13 protein-coding genes are annotated in these 19,977 nt (G+C 73.5%); 4 read left to right on the top strand and 9 right to left on the bottom strand.

The features are described 5' to 3' along the window. Positions 1-210 precede the first annotated feature (210 nt). Entirely contained in the window at positions 211-3,933 is a 3,723-nt protein-coding gene (locus M5362_RS13155; RefSeq protein WP_260227679.1) for a serine protease, read from the top strand. A gap of 31 nt (positions 3,934-3,964) precedes the next feature. Next, entirely contained in the window at positions 3,965-4,921 is a 957-nt protein-coding gene (locus M5362_RS13150) for a bifunctional riboflavin kinase/FAD synthetase (protein WP_260227678.1), read from the top strand. A 72-nt stretch (positions 4,922-4,993) separates the two neighbouring features. Here M5362_RS13150 and M5362_RS13145 read toward each other — a convergent pair whose 3' ends face one another. The 9 genes from M5362_RS13145 to eccE all read right to left on the bottom strand — a co-directional run bounded on the left by M5362_RS13145 (position 4,994) and on the right by eccE (position 16,960). Then, on the bottom strand, positions 4,994-6,100 hold the full coding sequence (locus M5362_RS13145) for an ABC transporter ATP-binding protein (protein WP_374214459.1): 1,107 nt from the start codon (positions 6,098-6,100) through the stop codon (positions 4,994-4,996). Continuing rightward, positions 6,097-7,062 carry an ABC transporter ATP-binding protein gene (locus tag M5362_RS13140; RefSeq protein ID WP_260227677.1) on the bottom strand — a complete coding sequence of 322 codons (966 nt, stop codon included), beginning with the start codon at positions 7,060-7,062 and terminating at the stop codon, positions 6,097-6,099. Before M5362_RS13140 ends, M5362_RS13145 begins: the two co-directional genes overlap by 4 nt. Further along, on the bottom strand, positions 7,059-7,958 hold the full coding sequence (locus M5362_RS13135) for an ABC transporter permease (RefSeq protein ID WP_260227676.1): 900 nt from the start codon (positions 7,956-7,958) through the stop codon (positions 7,059-7,061). Before M5362_RS13135 ends, M5362_RS13140 begins: the two co-directional genes overlap by 4 nt. Next, positions 7,955-9,016 carry an ABC transporter permease gene (locus M5362_RS13130; RefSeq protein ID WP_374214458.1) on the bottom strand — a complete coding sequence of 354 codons (1,062 nt, stop codon included), beginning with the start codon at positions 9,014-9,016 and terminating at the stop codon, positions 7,955-7,957. The genes M5362_RS13135 and M5362_RS13130 overlap by 4 nt, the downstream gene beginning before the upstream one ends. A gap of 12 nt (positions 9,017-9,028) precedes the next feature. After that, positions 9,029-10,885: an ABC transporter substrate-binding protein gene (locus M5362_RS13125; protein ID WP_260227675.1), complete on the bottom strand. Its 1,857-nt coding sequence runs from the start codon at positions 10,883-10,885 to the stop codon at positions 9,029-9,031. 178 nt (positions 10,886-11,063) lie between these two features. Beyond that, on the bottom strand, positions 11,064-14,159 hold the full coding sequence (locus M5362_RS13120) for an SCO5717 family growth-regulating ATPase (RefSeq protein ID WP_260227674.1): 3,096 nt from the start codon (positions 14,157-14,159) through the stop codon (positions 11,064-11,066). Between the two features lie 357 nt (positions 14,160-14,516). Continuing rightward, entirely contained in the window at positions 14,517-14,750 is a 234-nt protein-coding gene (locus M5362_RS13115; RefSeq protein WP_260227673.1) for a DUF397 domain-containing protein, read from the bottom strand. Between the two features lie 147 nt (positions 14,751-14,897). After that, complete coding sequence (locus M5362_RS13110) at positions 14,898-15,548, bottom strand: hypothetical protein (RefSeq protein ID WP_260227672.1); 651 nt, start codon at positions 15,546-15,548, stop codon at positions 14,898-14,900. 65 nt (positions 15,549-15,613) lie between these two features. Next, the gene (eccE, locus tag M5362_RS13105; RefSeq protein WP_260227671.1) at positions 15,614-16,960 is read right to left on the bottom strand and encodes a type VII secretion protein EccE; all 1,347 of its coding nucleotides are present in this window, start codon (positions 16,958-16,960) and stop codon (positions 15,614-15,616) included. Positions 16,961-17,141: 181 nt separating this feature from the next. On the opposite strand from eccE, the gene eccB reads away from it, so the two are divergent. Together eccB and mycP are read left to right on the top strand one after the other, a co-directional pair. Then, complete coding sequence (gene eccB, locus M5362_RS13100; protein ID WP_260227670.1) at positions 17,142-18,665, top strand: type VII secretion protein EccB; 1,524 nt, start codon at positions 17,142-17,144, stop codon at positions 18,663-18,665. A gap of 13 nt (positions 18,666-18,678) precedes the next feature. Further along, positions 18,679-19,941: a type VII secretion-associated serine protease mycosin gene (gene mycP, locus M5362_RS13095; protein ID WP_374214457.1), complete on the top strand. Its 1,263-nt coding sequence runs from the start codon at positions 18,679-18,681 to the stop codon at positions 19,939-19,941. Positions 19,942-19,977: the final 36 nt, after the last annotated feature.

The raw sequence follows: 19,977 nt of genomic DNA, 5'->3' as shown, positions 1-19,977 counted from the left end.
GGGGCGATTCGTCGTGGAGCGGGCACGCGCGTGCCCGCTCCACGATCCCCCCGGGTGATCCCCCAGATCCCCCCGGGCGAGTATCTATCCACTTCGCTCCGCGTATTCACCCCTTCGGGCGGGCGCTCGGAGTGAAACGGGGGAGCGCTGGGGGGCGCGTTCGGCCGTTGTGGTTCTCGGCGTGATCACCGCCGACCTACCGTCGTCACTATGGGACGCGGGGACCTCGGCACGCTGGTACGGATCTGCGATCCGGCGGGCCGGCCGCGTGGAACGGGCTTCGTGGCCGACGACCGGGGAACGGTCGTCACCAGTCACGAGGCGGTCGACGGACTCGTACGGATCGCCCTGCACGCCCCCGGCGACCGCGGCTGTGTCGCCGAGGCCGACGCCGTCGTCGCGCTGCCCGAGACGGGGCTCGCGCTCGTACGGAGCGAGGGGCTCGACGTCCGGCCCCTGCCGGTGTCGGCCCGGACCGAGATCGAGCCCGGGACGTACGTACGGATCGCGGCGCACGGCTGGCGCGAGGCACGGGTCCTGGGCGCGGCGACCGTCTCGTACGCCGGCGGGCGCCACCGGCGGGTCCCCGGCCACGCCTGGGAGCTCGCCATCGGCACCGAGGGCACCGAGGCCCTGCGGCTGGGCGGGCAGGCGACGGGCGGACCCGTCGTGGACCCGGAGACCGGGGCCGTTCTCGCCGTCCTCGCCACCGCGCTGCACGGCGACCACCGGGCCGCCGGATACGCCCTGCCGCTCCCGCCCGTGGGCCCCCTGGCCGAGCTTCTGACACGCAACGCGACGACCGCGCCCTGCTACGGGCGCGAGCTGAACCTGGCGGCCGTCCTGGAACTCACCGCCACCTCCACCGGAGCGACCGGTACGGCCGGGACCTGGCCCGCGCCCATCGAACGGGCCTGCTGCGCCCGGGAGTTCACGTCCTTCGCCGCCTCGGACGCGCTGGTCCTCGCCCTCGTCGGCGTGCCCGGCAGCGGCCGCACCACCGCGCTCGCCGCACACCGCGCCGAGCGGGCCACGGGGGCCGAGCCCGCCCCCACGGTGTGGCTGCGCGGTGCGGACCTGCGCGCGGACGACGCCTCGGTCGCCGAGGCCGTGGGCCGCGTCCTGCGCCAGGCCGGCCGCGTCGTCACCGCCTCGGGCGCCCGCGGCGACACCACGACCGCCACCCCCGAGCGGGCCGCGGCGCTCGCCCGCGCCGCGGGCCGCCCCCTGCTGATCGTCCTCGACGGCCCGGAGGAGATGCCGCCGGCCCTCGCCCACCGCCTCCCCGCCTGGACGACGGGCACGGAGACCTGGCTCCGCGCCCACGGCGCCCGGCTGATGCTCGGCTGCCGTCCGGAGCACTGGGAACATGCCCACCGGCACTACACCCCCGGGTCCCTCCACCGGGACGGCGGCGGGCGGTGGGCCGGAGGGGTGCCCGGTGCCGTGTGGCTCGGCGACCTCACCGACGAGGAGGCGCGGGTCGCCCGTGGGCGGTACGGACTCGACGACGCCGCTCTCGCCTCCGAGGACGCCCGGCACCCGCTCGTGCTGCGGCTGCTCGCCGAGGTGAGGGAGGCCATGCCCGGCGGCGCGCCGGGGAAGCCCGGGCGGGACGAGGTCTTCGGGGCGCACCTGGACCTGATGTGTCTGCGGGTCGCCGTACGGATCGCCGCCGGGACCCGGCCCGTGCCGGGCGGCGCCGCCGTCCGCAGGCTCGCCGCGCGCGTCGCGGGCCAGGTCCACGAGGCCGCCCGCCGATGCCTCGGTCCGGGGCACGGAGAGCTGGACCGGGGCTCCTTCGAGGAGATCTTCCCGTGGCGGACGGGCTGGGCCTCCGCCGTCCTGACCGAGGGGCTCGTCGTCCCGGCCGGCGCCGGGTACCGCTTCGGCCACGAGGAGCTCGCCGACTGGATCCAGGGCGCCCACCTGGACGTGGACGGGGCCCTGTCCGCGCTGGTCCACCACCGGGACGAGGCGGCCGCCCAGGGCCGCCTCCCCGCCCGCCCGGGCGCCCCGCACACGGCCGCCGCGGCGCACCCGCTCCCCGTGCCGCGTCACCGGATCGGCCCGGTCGTCCAGGCCCTGCTCCTGATGGACCGCGAGCACGGCTCCGACGCGCTCGGGCTCCGCCTGACCGGACTGGCCGAGGCCCTGGACCGGCTGCGCGCCGAAGGCCTGGCGACCACCGATGCCGCCTGGTGGGCCTCCCGGCTCCTCGCCCAGACCCTGCTGCGCCTCCCGGACCCCAGGCCCTACGTCCCCGTCCTCCGCCACCTGGCCGACCACCTGGGCGCCCGCCCCACGCCTTCGCCACCTCCGACGGCCCCCGTCCCGTTCCCCGGCGGCCCGCCGCCGACGCCCGCCGCTGCCCCGCCCGGGACCGCCGTACCCGCCCAGCGAACCCCCGGCGCTTCCCCGGCCGTCCCGGAGCCGGCCGTCCCGGAGCCGGCCGTCCCGGAGCCGGCCGTCCCGGAGCCGGCCGGCCCCGCGCCCGCCGTCCCCGCCCAGGCCGCCCATGCCTTCGGACCGGCCTTCGCTCCTGCCGGCGGACCGGCCAACGGACCGGCGGCCCCGGCTTTCGGGCCGGCCTTCTGGGAGGCGTTGCGGATCGGGGACGACGAGCGGATCGATCTGCTGCGGCGGCTCGTTCCGGCCGATCCGCCGGCCGGGTCCACCACGACGCCCCGGTTCCTCGACGTCGTCGCCGAACGGCTCGTCGCCGAGCCCCGGGGCGTACAGCCGCTGCTCTGTCGGTGGTTCGGCGACGGGCGCGCCCTCGCCGCCGCCCCGTACGCCACCGTCGGCACCGCCGCTCAGGCCCTGCTGCACACCCATCGGCACCTGGCCGTCGACGACCTGTGCGAGGCGCTCGTCGCCACCGCCCACCCGCTCGCCGAGGGGCTGCTGGCCGCGCTCACCGAGGACGAGCCGTCCGCCGTCTGCCGGGCCGTCGACCGCTGGGCCCACGACGACGGCCGGCCCGCGCGGCGCGCCGCCGCCGCCACGTACGGCGGCCTGGTCGCCCCCCACGCCACGACCGGCCCCGACCGCGAACTCCTCCGCTACGCCGCCCTCGCCCTGCTCGCCCGCCCCGGCGACGCCGCCCTGCACGGCCCCGCCCTCGGCCTCCTCGTCCGCGACCCGCACACCCGCTCCCGGCACCTGCCCCGCGCCCTGACCCACCCCCGCGTCCCCGCGAGCGCCCTCGCCACCGCGCTCGCCACCCACCCCGAGCCCGTCCTCGCCGCCCTCCAGGACCGTCTGCACGGGCCGGGAGAGGCCGCCGGAGAGACACTGCGGGCGCTCGCCGAGGTCTCCACCCCCGCCCTGGCCCGCCGCGCCGCCGCGCTCGTCCGCGAGTACGTCGACCGCCACCCCGAAGGCGCCGGCCACGCCGCCGCCTTCGTCGACCGCCGGCTCGAAGACGGCCCCGCCGCCAGGGCCGTCCTCTTCCCCCTGGTCAACGCCATGATCCGGGGCAGGCCCGTCCAGGTCCGCAGCGCGCTCGCCGCCGTGCTCGCCGCGCCCGGCACCGGAGCCTCCCGCCTCCTGCGCACCGAACTCCTCGACGTACTCCTCGACCACGAGCGGTACGCGGCACGGGACCTCGCCGTGCTCGACGCCCTGCTGCGGGCCGCGGCCCTCGGCTGTGAGCGGCGGCCCGAGGTCCGTACCCGCGACCTCGTGCTCCGCGCCGGGCTCCTCCTCGTCCGTACGCCCGAGGGCGCGACCTGCTGCGACCGACGGCTCGTGGGGCTCGCCCGCGAAGTGCCCGCGTTCGCCGCCCAGCTGGCCGGCTGGCTCGCCGACGCCCCCGACGACTGGGCGGTGGTGGCCGGTCCCGGCACCCGCCGCACGGTCCAGGGGATCGACAGGTCCATGCCGATGCGAGGAGACGGCCGTGGGCATGGCAGTCTTAGACCGGCGTAATCGGCGAACAGGCGGACGAGGAGCGGTCACAGTGCAGCGCTGGCGTGGCTTGGAGGACATCCCCCAGGACTGGGGGCGCAGCGTCGTCACCATCGGCTCCTACGACGGGGTGCACCGCGGGCACCAGCTGATCATCGGGCGGGCGGTGGAGCGCGCCCGCGAGCTGGGCGTCCCCTCGGTCGTCGTCACCTTCGAGCCGCACCCCTCCGAGGTCGTGCGGCCCGGCAGCCACCCCCCGCTGCTCGCCCCGCACCCCCGCCGCGCCGAGCTGATGGCGGAGCTGGGCGTGGACGCGGTCCTCGTCCTGCCCTTCACGGCCGACTTCTCGCAGCTGTCCCCGGCGGACTTCATCGTGAAGGTCCTGGTCGACAAGTTGCACGCGAAGGCCGTCATCGAGGGCCCGAACTTCCGCTTCGGCCACCGTGCCGCGGGCAACGTCGCCTACCTGGCGGAGCTCGGCGCCACGTACGACTACGAGGTCGAGGTCATCGACCTCTTCGTGAGCGGCACGGCGGGCGGCGGGGATCCGTTCTCCTCCACGCTCACCCGCCGGCTGGTCGCCGAGGGCGACGTGGAGGGCGCCGCCGAGATCCTCGGACGTCCCCACCGCGTCGAGGGCATCGTCGTCCGCGGCGCCCAGCGCGGCCGTGAGCTCGGTTTCCCCACGGCCAACGTGGAGACCCTGCCGCACACCGCGATCCCGGCCGACGGCGTGTACGCCGGCTGGCTGACCGCTGCCGGGGAGCGCATGCCGGCCGCGATCTCGGTCGGTACGAACCCCCAGTTCGACGGCACGGAGCGGACGGTGGAGGCGTACGCCATCGACCGCGTGGGCCTCGACCTCTACGGCCTGCACGTGGCCGTCGACTTCCTCGCATACGTCCGCGGGATGCTCAAGTTCGACACCCTGGACGATCTGCTCGAAGCGATGGCCGGGGACGTGAAGCAGTGCCGCGAACTCACCGCGGCCTACGACAACCGGAGCTGACGCCCCTCGCCACCGGGTGACGAGGGGCGCCGCGGGCGAGGGATCAGACGCCGGCGCGCCCCCGGCGACGGATCAGAGCGCTGTCGCGCCGTCGGTCACCCAGTGACATGCCACGTCCCGCGTCCCGCCGCCGCCGAGCACCGGCAGGTCCTCGCCCCGGCAGCGGTCCGCGACGGCCGCGGCCTCGCCGGAGGCGAGGACCTGGCAGCGGGCGTGGAAGCGGCACCCGGACGGGATCCGGGCGGGGTCCGGCGGCTCGCCGGTCAGCACCACCGGCGTACCCTCGGACTCCGGCAGCACGGACAACAGCGCCCGGGTGTAGGGGTGCTGAGGGGCGGTCAGTACCGACTCCACGGTGCCGGTCTCCACGATCCGCCCCAGGTACATCACCGCCACCCGGTCGGCGATGTTCCACGCGAGACCCAGGTCGTGCGTCACGACCAGCGCCGAGAGCCCCAGTTCGTCGCGGAGCCGCAGCAGGAGCGCCAGGATCTCGCCCCGTACCGACGCGTCCAGCGAGGCCACCGGCTCGTCCGCGACGATCAGCTCGGGCTGGAGGACGAGGGCGCCCGCGATGACGACGCGCTGGCGCTGACCGCCGGAGAGCTCGTGCGGGTAGCGCAGGAAGAATCGCTCCGGCGGCCGCAGGCCGGCCCGTGACAGGGCCTCCCCGACGGCCGCCCGCTCGTCCCCGTCGTACCCGTGGATCCGCAGTCCCTCGGCCACCGCGTCGTACACCGTGTGCCGGGGGTTGAGCGAGCCGCTGGGGTCCTGGAGGACCAGCTGGGCACGTCTGCGGTACGCCTTGAGGGCGCGGGAGGTGTACGAGAGCGGTGCACCGGCGAAGGCGACGGAGCCGGACGTGGGCGGCACAAGGCCGAGCAGCGACCGGGCCAGCGTGGTCTTGCCGCACCCCGACTCCCCGACCAGCGCCACGATCTCCCCGGCGCCGATCTCCAGGTTCACCCCGTCCACGGCCCGCGCCGCGGGAGCACCCCGCCGGCCGGGGAAGGCGACCCGCAGCCCCCTCGCCGACAGCAGGGGCCCGGTGGCCCTGGGTTCCGTCGCGACGGCCGTGGCCGCCCCGGACTCCGGCGTGCCCGAACCGCTGCCGCCGCCCGTCCCCGTCGTCCCCGCGCCCGCGCCCGACGGCGAGCCGCCCGGTGTCAGCGGGTTCATGAGCCACTCCCTACGTGTACGCAGGCCGCCCGGCGCCCGGCGCCCGCCTCCCGCAACTCCTGGTCCTGCGCCCCGCAGACCTCCACCGCCGCCGGACAGCGCGGATGGAACGCGCACCCGCCCGGCAGATCGGCGGGGTCCGGCGGATCACCCGGAAGGCCACGCGGTGCCAACCGCGACGCCGGGTCGCCGATCCGCGGGAAGGCCGACGACAGGGCGCGCCCGTACGGGTGCTCCGCCGCGTCGTACACCGCCCGCGCGGGGCCCTCCTCCACCATCCGCCCCGCGTACATCACCGCGAGCCGGTCGCAGGTGTCGGCGAGGACCGCCAGATCGTGGCTGATCATCAGCAGACTGATGCCGTCGTCGGCCACCAGACGCTCGATCAGCCGCAGGATCTGCGCCTGGATCATCACGTCGAGCGCCGTCGTCGGCTCGTCCGCCACGATCAGCCGCGGATCGCAGGCGAGCGCCATCGCGATCATCACCCGCTGCCGCTGACCGCCGGACAGCTCGTGCGGGTACGCCGCCGCCCGCGCCGCCGGCAGACCGACGTGCTCCAGGAGATCCCCGACCCGCTTGCGCGCCTGAGCCGGGGTCGGGTGCCCGTGCACGAGCAGCGGCTCCGCGATCTGGTCGCCGATCCGCTGCACCGCGTTCAGCGAGTGCATCGCGCCCTGGAAGACGATCGACGCCCCCGCCCAGCGCACGGCCCGCAGCCGCCCCCACTTCATGGCGAGGACGTCCTCGCCGTCCAGCAGGATCTGCCCCGTCAGCCGCGCCGACGGGGGCAGCAGACGCAGCAGCGCCAGCGCCATCGTCGACTTCCCGCAGCCGGACTCGCCCGCGATCCCGAGCTTCTGTCCGGTGGCCAGGGTGAGGTCGACGCCCCGCACGGCGGGAACGGCCGACGCCCCCGACCCGTACGTGACGCTCAGATTCCGTACGTCGAGCAGGCTCATCGCCCCACCCCCAGCTTCGGGTTCAGTACGGACTCGACCGCCCGCCCGCACAGCGTGAAGGCCAGCGCGACCAGCGCGATCGCGATCCCGGGCGGAGCCAGGTACCACCAGTGGCCCGACGACACGGCGCCCGCCTCCCGGGCGTCCTGGAGCATGCCGCCCCAGGAGACCACCGTCGGATCGCCGAGGCCGAGGAAGGCCAGCGTCGCCTCCGTCAGGATCGCGGTCGAGATGCCGAGCGTGGTCTGGGCGAGGACCAGCGGCATCACGTTGGGCAGCACGTGCCGGCTCATGATGTGCCCGTGACCGCCGCCCAGCGCCGTGGCCCGTTCGATGTACGGGCGGGACTCCACCGCGATCGTCTGGGCCCGCACCAGCCGGGCCGTGGTCGGCCAGGTGGTGACGCCGATCGCGAGGATCACCGTCCACATCGAGCGGGACATGACCGTCGCCAGCACGATCGCGAGGACGAGGGTCGGCATCACGAGGAACCAGTCGGTGATCCGCATGACGACCGTCGAGAACCAGCCGCCGTAGTGCCCCGCGATGATCCCGACGAGGGTGCCGATGGCGACCGAGAGCACCGCCGCGAGCAGCCCGACGAGCAGCGAGATCCGCGCGCCCCAGATCAGCAGGCCGAGCAGCGAACGCCCGAACTGGTCGGTCCCGAGGGGGAACGCGGCGCTCGGCGGTTCCAGAGCCGTACCCGGGGCGTTCGTCACCGACTGCACGTCCGCGCCGACGGTCAGCGGGGCGGTGAGCGCGAGCAGGGCGATCAGGGCGAGTCCGGCCAGGCCGTAGAGTCCGGCGCGGTGGGTCCGGTACTGCCTCCAGAAGCGGGACACCGTACCGCGCCGGCGTTCCCATGCGAGAGACGAGAGTGACGAGGAGGTCATCGGCCCACCCGGGGATCGAGCAGCGGATAGAGCAGGTCGGCGATCAGGTTCATCACGATCATCGCGCCGGCGAAGACCACGAACAGCCCCTGGACCAGCGGGAGATCGGGCACGCTGAGCGCCTGGTAGAACAGCCCGCCGAGCCCCGGCCAGGAGAACACCGTCTCCACCAGGATCGAACCGGCCGCCACATGACCGAGGTTGATGAAGACCATGGTCACCGTCGGAAGCAGCGCGTTCGGCACCGCGTGCCTGCGCCGTACGACGTCGTCGCGCAGCCCCTTCGCCCGCGCCGTCGTCAGATAGTCGCTGCCCATCTCGTCGAGCAGCGAGGAGCGCATCACGAGCAGGGTCTGCGCGTAGCCGACCGCCACCAGGGTGACGACCGGCAGGACCATGTGGTGGGCGACGTCGAGGATGTACGCGAAGCCGGTCTCGCCCGTGCCCGACTCCATGCCGCCGGTCGGGAAGAGCCCGGGGACCGGTCCGATGCCGACCGAGAAGACGATGATCAGGAGCAGCCCGAGCCAGAACGAGGGCACGGACCACAGGGTCAGCGCGACGCCCGTGTTCACCCGGTCGCCGAGGCCGCCGTGGCGCCAGGCGGAGCGGGTGCCGAGCCAGAGGCCGAGCGCCGAGTAGATCACCACGGCGACACCGGTCAGCAGCAGCGTCGCCGGCAGCTTCGTCGCGATGAGATCCCCGACCGGGGCGTGGAACTGGTACGAGATGCCGAGATCGCCGCTCAGCGCCTTGGCGCAGTAGTCGGTGAACTGCTGCCACATCGGCAGGTCGAGCCCGAACTGCCGGCGCAGGGTCGCCAGCTGCTCGGCCGAGGTCGGCACCCCGTGCGTCATCGCCTTGACCGGGTCACCGGGGATGATCCGGAAGAGGAAGAAGCTCGTGACCAGCACGGCGAAGAGCGAGACGGCGGCGCCGCCCAGCTTCCCGGCCACGTAGCGGAGGTACTGGAGGGTCGTCCCGGAGCGGGAGGCGCCGTCCGTGGTGCGGACCTTCTCGGTCCGCACCACGTCGGCCGGGGTGCTTGCTGTCGTCACGTCGCTGCTCGTCTACTCGCGGTCGTCGGCGGTCGAGCGGCGCCGCATGCCGAGGAAGACGCCGAGGCCGACCACGACCACCACGGCCGCCCCGATGCCGACGACGACACCGTCGGAGGAACCGGCGTCGGATCCGGAGGCGGCGGCCGCGGGCGTCGGCACGGCCGACCACCAGCTCCAGTAGCCGTCCTGGCCCCAGAGGTTGCCAGCGGCCGCGGGCATGGTCGTGATGGACTTGATCTGGTCCGTGCGGTACGCCTCGAGGGCGTTCGGGTAGGCCATGATGTTCATGTACCCGGTGTCGTACAGTCTCGACTGCATCTGCTTGACCAGATCCGCCCGCTTGGCGGCGTCGTACTCCACCGACTGCTGCGCGTAGAGCGCGTCGAACTGCTTGTCGCAGATGAAGTTGTCGGTGGCGCCGGTGTCCTTCGGGGTCGCGGGCAGTGTGCCGCAGGTGTGGATCGACAGGACGTAGTCGGGGTCGGGGTTGACCGACCAGCCGTCGAAGGCCAGGTCGTAGTCGCCCTTGGTCCACGGGTCGCCGACGTTGTCGAGGCACTCGACCTTGAGGCCGATGCCGAGCTCGCCCCACCACTCCTGGAGGTACTTGCCGACCGCCTTGTCGTTCGGGTCGGTGGCGTGGCAGAGGATCCGGAAGTCCAGCGCCCTGCCGTCCTTGCCGACCCGCTTGCCCTCGCCGTTCTTCTTGTACCCCGCCCGGTCGAGGAGCTGGGCGGCCTTGGCCGGGTCGTAGCCCAGTCTCTGCTCCGCGCCCGGCTTCCAGAAGTACGTGCCGAAGCGCGGCGGGATGTACCCCTCGCCCTCGACGGCGTGGCCCTGGAAGACCTTGTCGACGATCGTGGTCCGGTCGACGGCGAGGAAGAGCGCCTTGCGGACGGCCGGGTCGAGCAGGGCCGGGTGGCCGTTGCCGAAGGTCCTGCCGTCCTTGGAGCGGGCGCCCGGGTTGGTGGCCAGGGCGAAGAAGCGCCGGCCGGGAGCGTCGTTGACCTCGATGTTCTCGGCGGACTTCAGGGCGTCGGCCTGCGCCGGCGTCAGGTTCGGTACGAAGGACACCTCGCCCTTCTGCAGCGCGGCGACGGCGGCGTCACCGTCCTTGTAGTACTTGAACACCAGCTCGTCGAACTTGGGTGCGCCACGCCAGAAGCCCTTGTTCGGCTTCATCTTGATGTACTGGTCGACCTTGAAGTCCGTGATGACGAACGGGCCGTTGCCGACGATCGGGAACTGCTGGTCGTTGTTGAACTTCGAGAAGTCGCCGACCTTCTCCCAGACGTGTTTGGGCACGATCGGCACGTCCAGCGCCGTCATCGTGGCCTGCGGCTTCTTCAGCTCGATGACGAGCGTCCGCGGGTCGGGCGCGGTGACCTTCTTGAAGTTGGACGTGAAGCTGCCGTTCGCGGTGGCGGCGTTCGGGTCCGTCAGCATCTTGGTGAAGGTCCAGGCGGCGTCCTCGGCGGTGGCCTGCTGCCCGTCGGACCACTTCGAGTCCTCGCGGATCGTGTACGTCCACGTCAGCTTGTCCGGCGAGGACTTCCACTCGGTCGCCAGACCGGGGATCACCCTGGCGTCCTTCGCGTCGTAGTTCGTCAGGTACTCGTAGGCCAGACGGTGGATGCTGGTCGAGACGAGCTTCTGGGCGAGGAAGGGGCTCAGGGAGTCGACGCTCTGCGAGACGGCGACGGTGAGGGTGGTGCCCCCGCTCTTCGCGTCGCCGTCGGCGGCCTGTGCCGCCTGGGCGGTGACCTGGGGGACGGCCATGAGGGCGGAGGCGGTGACGCCTGCGGCGAGGAGCAGCCGGGGGAGTCTTCGGGAGGCGGCGGGGCGGGGCGGGACCTTCGTGACCATGACCATAGGACGTACCTCGCGTCGTGGATCTTGGGCGCCAACTGGTGAAGCGAAGGTTTATCAGCGGTGGACAAGCGTCGTCAACGATGACTCAAACCCCTTGTGGGCTGCGGGAATGCGAGGAGGCCCCGCACCGGGGAGCCGGTGCGGGGCCTCATTGGTCTACTCCTGTGACGCCTTACTGCTGAGGGGCTGGCGGTGCCTGCGGGGGCGCCTGCGGGGGCTGCTGGGGCCACCCGGCGGGAGGTACGGGAGCGTTCGGATCCGCTTGCGCCGGCGGGGCTGCGGGCTGCTGCGCCGGAGGCTGCTGCCAGCCCTGGGGCACGCCGGGCTGACCGGGCGCGCCGGATTGACCCGGTCGGCCGTACTCCGGCGGCTGGCCGGCCTGACCCGGCTGACCGTGCTGCGGCGCGTAGGGCTGCTGCGGGTACGGCTGCGGCTGGCCCTGCGGGTACGGCTGGGGCGCGTACGGCTGTCCCGGCTGCGGCGGATACGGCTGACCGGAGGCGGCCTGACCGGGCATTGGCTGACCGGGCATCGGCTGACCGGGCATGGGCTGGTGCGGCATCGGCTGACCGGGGACGGGCTGACCCGGCATCTGATGCCCCGGCATCGGCGGCGCCATGTGCGGCGGCAGACCGCCCTGGCCGTCGCCGGTCCACAGCCCCTGCGCCTGCTGCGCCCGGACGAAGTCCTCGGCCACCATCGCCGACAGGTTGAAGTACGCCTCGCGTGTCTTCGGTCGCATCATGTCGAGGTCGACCTCCGCGCCGGCCGACAGGTGCTCGTCGAACGGCACCACGATCACCCCGCGGCAGCGGGTCTGGAAGTGCTGCACGATGTCGTCGACCTTGATCATCTTGCCGGTCTCGCGGACCCCGGAGATGACCGTGATCGAACGCTGCACCAGCTCCGCGTAACCGTGCGCCGAGAGCCAGTCGAGCGTCGTCGACGCACTGGAGGCGCCGTCGACGGACGGGGTGGAGATGATGATCAGCTGGTCGGCGAGGTCCAGCACACCGCGCATCGCGCTGTAGAGCAGACCCGTACCGGAGTCGGTGAGGATGACCGGGTACTGCTTGCCCAGGACGTCGATCGCCCGCCGGTAGTCCTCGTCGTTGAACGTCGTCGAGACGGCCGGGTCCACGTCGTTGGCGATGATCTCCAGACCGGAGGGCGCCTGCGAGGTGAAGCGGCGGATGTCCATGTACGAGTTGAGGTACGGGATCGCCTGGACGAGGTCACGGATGGTGGCCCCGGTCTCGCGCCGCACCCGGCGGCCGAGCGTGCCGGCGTCGGGGTTGGCGTCGATGGCGAGGATCTTGTCCTGCCGCTCGGTGGCCAGCGTCGCGCCGAGCGCGGTGGTGGTCGTGGTCTTGCCGACACCGCCCTTGAGGGAGATGACCGCGATCCGGTAGCAGGACAGGACGGGCGTACGGATCAGTTCCAGCTTGCGCTGACGCTCGGCCTCCTCCTTCTTGCCGCCGATCTTGAAGCGGTTGGAGGCGCCGGGGTTCCGGCTGGACTTGGCCTTCTGCTTGTTGTTGCGCAGCAGCCGGTCGGAGGAGAGCTCGACGGCCGCGGTGTACCCGAGCGGAGCACCCGGCACGGACCGCTCACGCTGGTCGTGCGTCACGGGCGTGGGCCAGGCGGCACCGGTCCGCGGATCGACGGGCGCCTGCGGCGGCACCTGCGCGTCGGGATGCGCCTGCCCGGCCGTGGGGGGCTGAGGGGCCTGCGGTGCGGGCTGGGGCTGACCAGGGTGCGGGAAGCCGTACCCACCCTGCGGCGCGGGAGCGCCCTGCTGGGGGAAGCCGTAACCGCCCTGAGCCTGCGGGGGCACGGGGGCCTGCTGAGGCTGTCCGGGCTGGGGCTGAGGCTGGCCGGGCTGAGGCTGGCCGGGCTGAGGCTGGCCGGGCGGGACCTGACCGGGCAGCGGCTGGCCGGGCTGAGGCTGTGCCTGGCCGGGGTGCGGGAACCCGTAACCACCCTGCGGCGTGTGCGGCTGTGCCTGGCCGGGATGGGGGAAGCCGTAACCACCCTGCGGCGCCGGGTTGCCCGGCGCCTCCGGCTGAGCCTGACCCGGGTGCGGGAAGCCGTACCCGCCCTGCGGCGCGGGGGCGACCGGCGCCTGGGGCGTGGGCTGAGCCTGACCCGGGTGCGGGAACCCGTAGCCGCCCTGCGGCGGTACGGGAGTCGCCGGGGCGGGCCAGGAGGCCGCGGGCAACGGCGCTGCCGGCGGCGCCGACTGGTCGCCCGTCGGGGCCGGGGCGGGCCACTGCGGGGCCGCGCCGGGAGCGGCGGGCTGGAACGACGGCGGCAGCGGGGGCAGCCCGGCCCCGTCCTGGGGTGCGGGCGAAGGCAGCGCGGGCGGCAGGGCGGCCGGCGGCAGCGTGGCCGGGGGAGCGTCCTGGGGCTCGGGCTGGGAGGGGTACTGCGCGGGCGTGGGGGCGTCCTCCGGGGCGGGACCGTCGGCGGCCGCGTCGCTCTCGGCGTGCGGGGCCGGCTCCGCACCGGGCGCCGCACCGTCGGCGGCCTCGTCCGGGGAGTCCGTGCCGGTGCCCGGCGCGTCCTCGCCGTCCTGGTCCGTCGAGGCCTGTGCGCCGTCGTCCTCCGGGGCGGCCTGCCCCGGTGTGTCGGACACGTCGGCGGCGGGCGCGTCGTCGGACGGGTCCGACGTGGTGGCCGTCTGCGACCGCGACTCCGGGGTGGCCTCGTCGGTCGGCTCGGCGGCGGTCGCCGCCGTCACCGGCTCGGGCGTCACGTCGCCGCTCACGGCCGGCTCGGCGGACCCCGACGGGGTCTGGCCCTCCGCGGCGGACTGCGCCGCCGCGCGCTCCGCGATCTCCGCCATCTCACGCTTCATGGCGGCGGGGGAGAAACGCATCGTCGCACCACTGTCCAGATCCCCGTTGTCGAACGGCTGCGAGGACGCCTCGGCGGGCATCGGCGCGCCGACGGCAGGGGGAGCGGTCGGTGTGGTGCCCGGCCCGGCAACGGGCGCCGCGGGCGGGGCGGGTGGCGTCGGCGGAACGTTCGGCTGGAAGCCGCTCCCCGCGGGCAGGCCGGGTACGGCGACCGGTGCACCCGACGGCGGAGGCGGCGACTGCTGCCCCGCGGAACCGCCGGAGGAGTCGCCGGACGCGCTCTGCGTGTACCAGGCGGGCGGCGTGTAGTCGATGGTGAACTCACCCGTCAGCTCTGCGGGATCCGCGTCGGACTCGTCGACGGGAAGGTTCCAGCCCCCGTGGATGTCGTCCCGATCGCTGTTCACTGTGCCTCCTGGTGTGGTCGAGCACCCTTGTGCCGTCGTGGGTGGGGGCCACCGTTCACTTCCGATCGGCCCGGCTCTCCCCCTGGGACACGGCGAACAAGCCCGAGGGTCTTCTGCCGCGCCCTGACCCACCCTAATCGCCCGCATCACCGCTCCGGCAGGCCCGTCCGCTCCCGGCGGCCGTCCCCTGCGTCACGCGTTGCCCTCAGGTGACACGGGTGCGGCGGAGCGTGAAGAATCGGGTGGGTCAAAACAGTACAACTGCGTACGAGTCAGAGTGCGGTCGGTTCACCCGCCGTGTGCGGCCCAACAATCCGGTCTCGTAGCGCGGCCGTCCTCACACCCGCCGCCGTCACCTCAGCGGAGGTCGAACTCCCCGTCCCGCGCACCGAGCACGAACGCCCGCCACTCGGCCTCGGTGTAGCGCAGCACGGTGTCGGGATCCAGCGAGGAGCGCATGGCGACCGCCCCGCCCGGCAAATGGGCGATCTCGACCCGCTCCTCGTCCGGGCTCGTACCCGGGGCGCCCTGCCATTCGACGTCGGAGATGTCGAGGGCGTACAGCTCGTCCTTTTCCTGCGCGCTCCCCATGGGGGTTCCTCTCGCTCACGGCCGCGTGGACGGCCCAAGTGTCAGGTGGCGCCGATCCGTTCGGCGCCGCTCGGCGTCATCCACGGATACTAGGCAGCTCACCGCCCTGGTGGGGGCGGTTCGGCCGCCCGCTCACCCGGGGGTGGTTCAGTCCATCCGGCGGGCCATGCCCAGCAGACCGGACTCCGCGTCCGTCGCGCTCGTCATCACCCACTGCCGGTCGCCGCCCGCGCACCAGAGCGTGACGCCGTCCGCCAGCGTCGGCAGCGCCTCGACCTCGCCCTGGGCCAGCCCCAGGATCCGTCCGATCTGCTGCGCCTCCTGGGGCGACACCCGCTGGACGCCGACGAGCGTCGCGGCGCGCATGAGCCGCGGCGCCACCGGGCTGAGATAGGGCAGAAGAGTCAGTACGGACTGCCACGGCGACGAGACGACCCGCCCGCGCGGCGGCCGCATGCCGCAGTCGCGCACCACGACCACGGGACTGCCCACGGTCGCGCCCAGCGGAGGCACCCGCCCCACGTCGGCGAGGGTGATGCACTCCAGGCCCGCTCCGGCCGCCTGCGCCAGCCCGACCCACTCCTGGGGCCGTCCGGTCTCCACGACCACCCGGGCTCCCGTGCCGGCCGCGCGGAGCGCCAGCACCTGCGCCGTCCACAGACCGCCGATGAGAAGGACGTCGTACGGCGTCGAGCGGTGGAACCCCACCAACTGCGAGCGTCCCTCGGCGTCCTCGCCGATGACCACGCCGTCGTCGCCCACGGGCAGCGACAGGGCACCGAGATGGTCGGCGGGCATGGTGTGCCCCGCATGCCGTGGGCCGAGCAGGCCGCGCAGCCCCTTCGACGTTCCGCCACGTCCCCTCACCGGGCACCTCCCAGAGGCATCGTCGCCAGCACACCCGGCAGCTGTTCGCGGTCGAGCCGGAGCAGGCCGACCTTGGCGGTCCGCGCCGCCTCCTCCAAGGTCCGCCGCACCCGGACCAGTTCGTTGTCGGAGCCGCCGGTGACCCGCACGTGGCCACCGACGTCCATGGCTCCCTGGCGCGTTCCGCGCCGCACGGTGAGGCTGATCGTCGTGGCGTACGCCGGTACGGAGGTCAGCAGCGAGACCAGCCTGGGCAGCGGCGCCGCGCCCCGGCCGAGTTCGGGCCAGCGGCCGACCGCGTACGTGGTGTGCCAGCGGTCGTCGCAGCGCCACACCCGGGACGTCTCGGCCGTACGCCGCTGGGGCGCCGCGTCGGGACGCCCGGCGCGGGCCGCGGCGCGCGGGCTCGTGCAGGCCGCCGTCGCCATGGTGGAGTTGAGCTCCTCCTGGTCCAGTACGGAGGCCTGGAAGCCCGCACCGGTGATGCGGCTCGCCAGATGGTCCGCGATCCGGACCAGACAGCGCTGAGCGCCCTCGACTCCGCCGCCGCGGGCCTCCACGGCCTCCCGGCAGAGTTCGGGGTCCAGCTTCACGGCCACCCAGGTCAGCCGGAGCGCGGGGGCGCCGGTCCGTTCCTGCAGCGGGGCGTAGGAGAGGCGGGCCACGGACTGCTGGGGGAGGTGCGGCGCGGGAGCCGCGCGTACCTGCTGCACCAGCTGCACCGACTCCACCACGATGTCGTCGACCTCCAGGGCGCCGCCCAGGAGCGAGAGCGGAAAGGCCCGGGCTCCGAAGACCGGACGCAGCGCCGAGCCGCTCGCCTCGACGCGCAGCACGGCGGTCAGGAAGGTGCCGTCGCCGAGCATGCCGATGGTGCGGTGGTTGCGGTCGACGTACGGCGAGGCGCGGAAGCCCGGCACGCTCTCGGTCACGGGAGCCAGCGCCGGGTCCGACTCGGGTGCGGCCGGGGCGGTGTTGCTCCGGCGGGCGCGCAGAGCGAGCGCGGTCCCCAGCCAGTCCTGCATCGCCTGACCGCGGCGGCGGATCGCCGCGAGCACCACCAGCAGGCCGGCCGCCACACAGGTGGGAACGAGCCAGAGGCCGCCCATCGCCAGCCCGACCGCGACGAGCGCCAGGGCCGACTCGACGAGGACCAGCTGCCGCAGCTGGAAGGGCCCCACCCGGCCGGTGCGCGACAGCGGGCGCAGCGTCGTGGTCGCGGGGACACCGCCCGGTGCAGGCGCTGTTCGAGTCTCGGCGCCGCCATTGCTGCGTTGCCGTCGGGAAGTTCCGGTCGTCCGGCCGGTAGTCCGCCCGTTCCGCGCACGCGTCGCCGTACCCATCGCCGCGTTGCCCCCTCGTGTCCGTAATAGCCGAATTCCCATGGGCGTTGACTGGGCGATCACCCTACCTGAGCAGTGAGACGCAAGCGCCGACAGGCATAGTAGGGGGCTGCGGGACGGCTGACCGGCCCGATGAGTGTGGGACCCTGGTCGCCCATCGGGGAGAGGGACAAGCGAACAGATGGCATCACGACGGGATGAACTGAACGCCTACACCTTCGCGAAGCGGAGGCTGATTGCGCAGTTCGTACAGCCGAACGCGACAGGCTCGGAGGAAGGCGCACCGCGCCCACTGCGCGCGGTGGCACCGGGAGCCATCGTCGGCGTGGTGATCCTCGCCGTCTTCGGCGCCTGGGGCATGTTCAAGCCCGTCGCCCCCAAGGACTGGGACAAGCCGGGCGAGAACGTCATCATCGCCAGCAAGTCGACGACGCGCTACGTCGTCCTCAAGACCGGCGACAAGACGCAGCTCCACCCGGTCCTGAACATGTCGTCGGCCAAGCTGCTCCTCGACCCCAACAAGGGCAAGGTCATCAACGTCGACGAATCCGTTCTCGACAGCGGCAAGATCCCGCACGGCGCCACGCTCGGCATCCCCTACGCCCCCGACCGCCTGCCCACCGACAAGGAGGCGGGCGCGCCCAAGCGCTGGGCCGTGTGCGAGCGGCCGGGCGAAGGCGGCCGGGCGATCCAGAAGGCGGCGTTCGTCCTCGCCGAGCGCGAGGAGAAGAAGACCGACGGCGCCGACCGGCTGAGCGGCGGCGAACTGCTGTACGTCGAAGGCCCCAACGGCACGCGGTACGTGATCGACGCCAAGGGCACCGCGTACCAGGTGGAGAAGGACGAGCTGCTCCTGCGCCAGCTCGTCGGCCAGGGCCGTACCGCCCAGCGGGTCTCCGACGCCTGGATGCGCACCCTCCACAAGGGCGACCCCATCGCCTTCCCGACCGTCCCCGGCCGTGCGGGAGACCCGGCGGGCGTGGACGGCCTCGCCCCCGAGGTCAACAAGATCGGCATGGTCCTCTCCGCGACCGACGGCACCAGGAAGCAGATGTACGTCGTGCTCCAGGGCACGGTCGCTCCCGTCTCGGACTTCATGGCCAAGCTCCTGCTCAACAGCAAGCAGCTCGTGGCGACCGGGCAGGCGGGCCAGGCGACGTCGGTCAGCGGTGGCGCGTTCCAGCCGGGCCGGGCGTTCGGCAACGACAAGAAGTGGCCCCAGGCGGCCCCGGTGCCCGTCAACGAGGCGAGCACGACCGAGGGCAGCCGGAACACCGTGTGCAACGTCCTGCGCGAAGTGGACGGCGACAACGGGGCGACCACACTGAGCACGTGGGCGGGCACCGACTTCCCCGCGACGCTGCCGACCGGGTCGAGCAGCGCGTACGTCACCCCCGGATCGGGCCAGCTCTTCCGGCAGTTCAAGGGATCGACGACCGGCAACGGCTTCCTCTTCCTCGTCACCGACACCGGTCTGCGCTATGCGATGCAGTCGAACGGGGACAGCGCGACCGACGACGCCGGCATCGGCTCGTCGGGCTCGGAGAAGGAGAAGCAGGAACGCCTGGCGGAGCAGCAGCAGGCGCAGAACCGGCTGGGGTACAAGAACGTCGAACCGCTGCCGATCCCGGCCGAGTGGTCGACCTTCCTGCCCACGGGCCCGCGTCTGTCGACCGGCGCGGCGCGCCAGCCGCAGGGTTCGTGAGGACGGCACGACGATGACGACGGCGATGACGACGACGAGGAACGGCCGACGCCTCCTGGCCGTGGCGGCCGGCACGGTCCTGGCCATGGGCGGGCTGCCGCTGTCCACCGCGGTGGCGGACGACGGCTCGCAGTGCACCTTCCCCGGGAAGATGTACGAGGGCAGGCCCTGGTCGCTCCAGCGCGTCCTGCTGGACGAACTGTGGACGCAGTCCACCGGCAAGGGCGTCCGGGTCGCCGTCATCGACACGGGGGTCGATGTCCGCAACCCGCAGCTGGCCAAGGCCGTGGACGCCAAGAGCGGGGTGAACCTGATCCCCAAGGGGATCAAGGACGCCAACGGGAACAAGATCGAGCGCGGCAAGGAGAACGGCACCACCGACACCGTGGGCCACGGCAGCAAGGTCGCGGGCATCATCGCCGCCCGCCCCGCCAAGGGCACCGGATTCGTCGGACTGGCGCCGGACGCCACGGTCATCCCCATCCAGCAGAACGACGCCGAGGGCCACGGCACGGCCTCGACGCTCGCCACGGCGATCCGGCACGCGATCGCCAAGAAGGCGGACGTGATCAACATCTCGCAGGACACCGCCAACGCCGTTGAGCCGACGCCCCTGCTCAAGCAGGCCGTCGACGACGCGCTGGCCAAGGAGATCGTGATAGTCGCCTCGGCGGGCAACGACGGCCTGGGCGGCAACGTGAAGCCCACGTACCCCGCCTCGTACCCCGGCGTCCTCGCCGTCGCCTCGTCGGACCGCAACAACGAACGCGCGCAGTTCTCCCAGTCGGGCGACTTCGTGGGCGTGGCGGCCCCCGGAGTGGACATGGTCTCGACCGTGCCGGGCGGCGGACACTGCGCCGACAACGGCACCAGCTTCTCCGCCCCGTACGTCGCCGGCCTGGCCGCCCTGATCAAGGCCAAGCACGGCGCGTGGACGCAGGAGCAGATCGTCGCCCAGATCCAGCAGACCGCCGAACGCTCGATCGCCGGTCACGACCGCCTGGTGGGCTGGGGCGTGGTCGACCCGGTCCGGGCGCTCACGGAGGACGACAAGCCCATCGAGAAGCCGGTCGCCCACGAGGGCATGACCGACGCCGAGGCCCCGACTCCGGCCGCCCTCCACCTGGGAGAGACCCCGGAGCAGCGCTCGACCCGCCTGGCGACGTACGTGATGGTCGGCGGAGGAGTGCTGGTGGCCGCGATCGTCGGCGGCGCGGTGGCGATGCGGGACCACCGCCGCAGGAGCAGGCGGATCGCGCGGGGAGCCCAGGGCTGACAGCGCGTTGCAAGATCGAAAGGGTACGGTGGTGGT

It is taken from the genome of Streptomyces sp. Je 1-79, from assembly GCF_025195125.1.
Taxonomy (GTDB): Bacteria; Actinomycetota; Actinomycetes; order Streptomycetales; family Streptomycetaceae; genus Streptomyces.
Note: the sequence above shows the minus strand (reverse complement) of the source record. Positions and strands in the feature narration are given on the sequence as shown.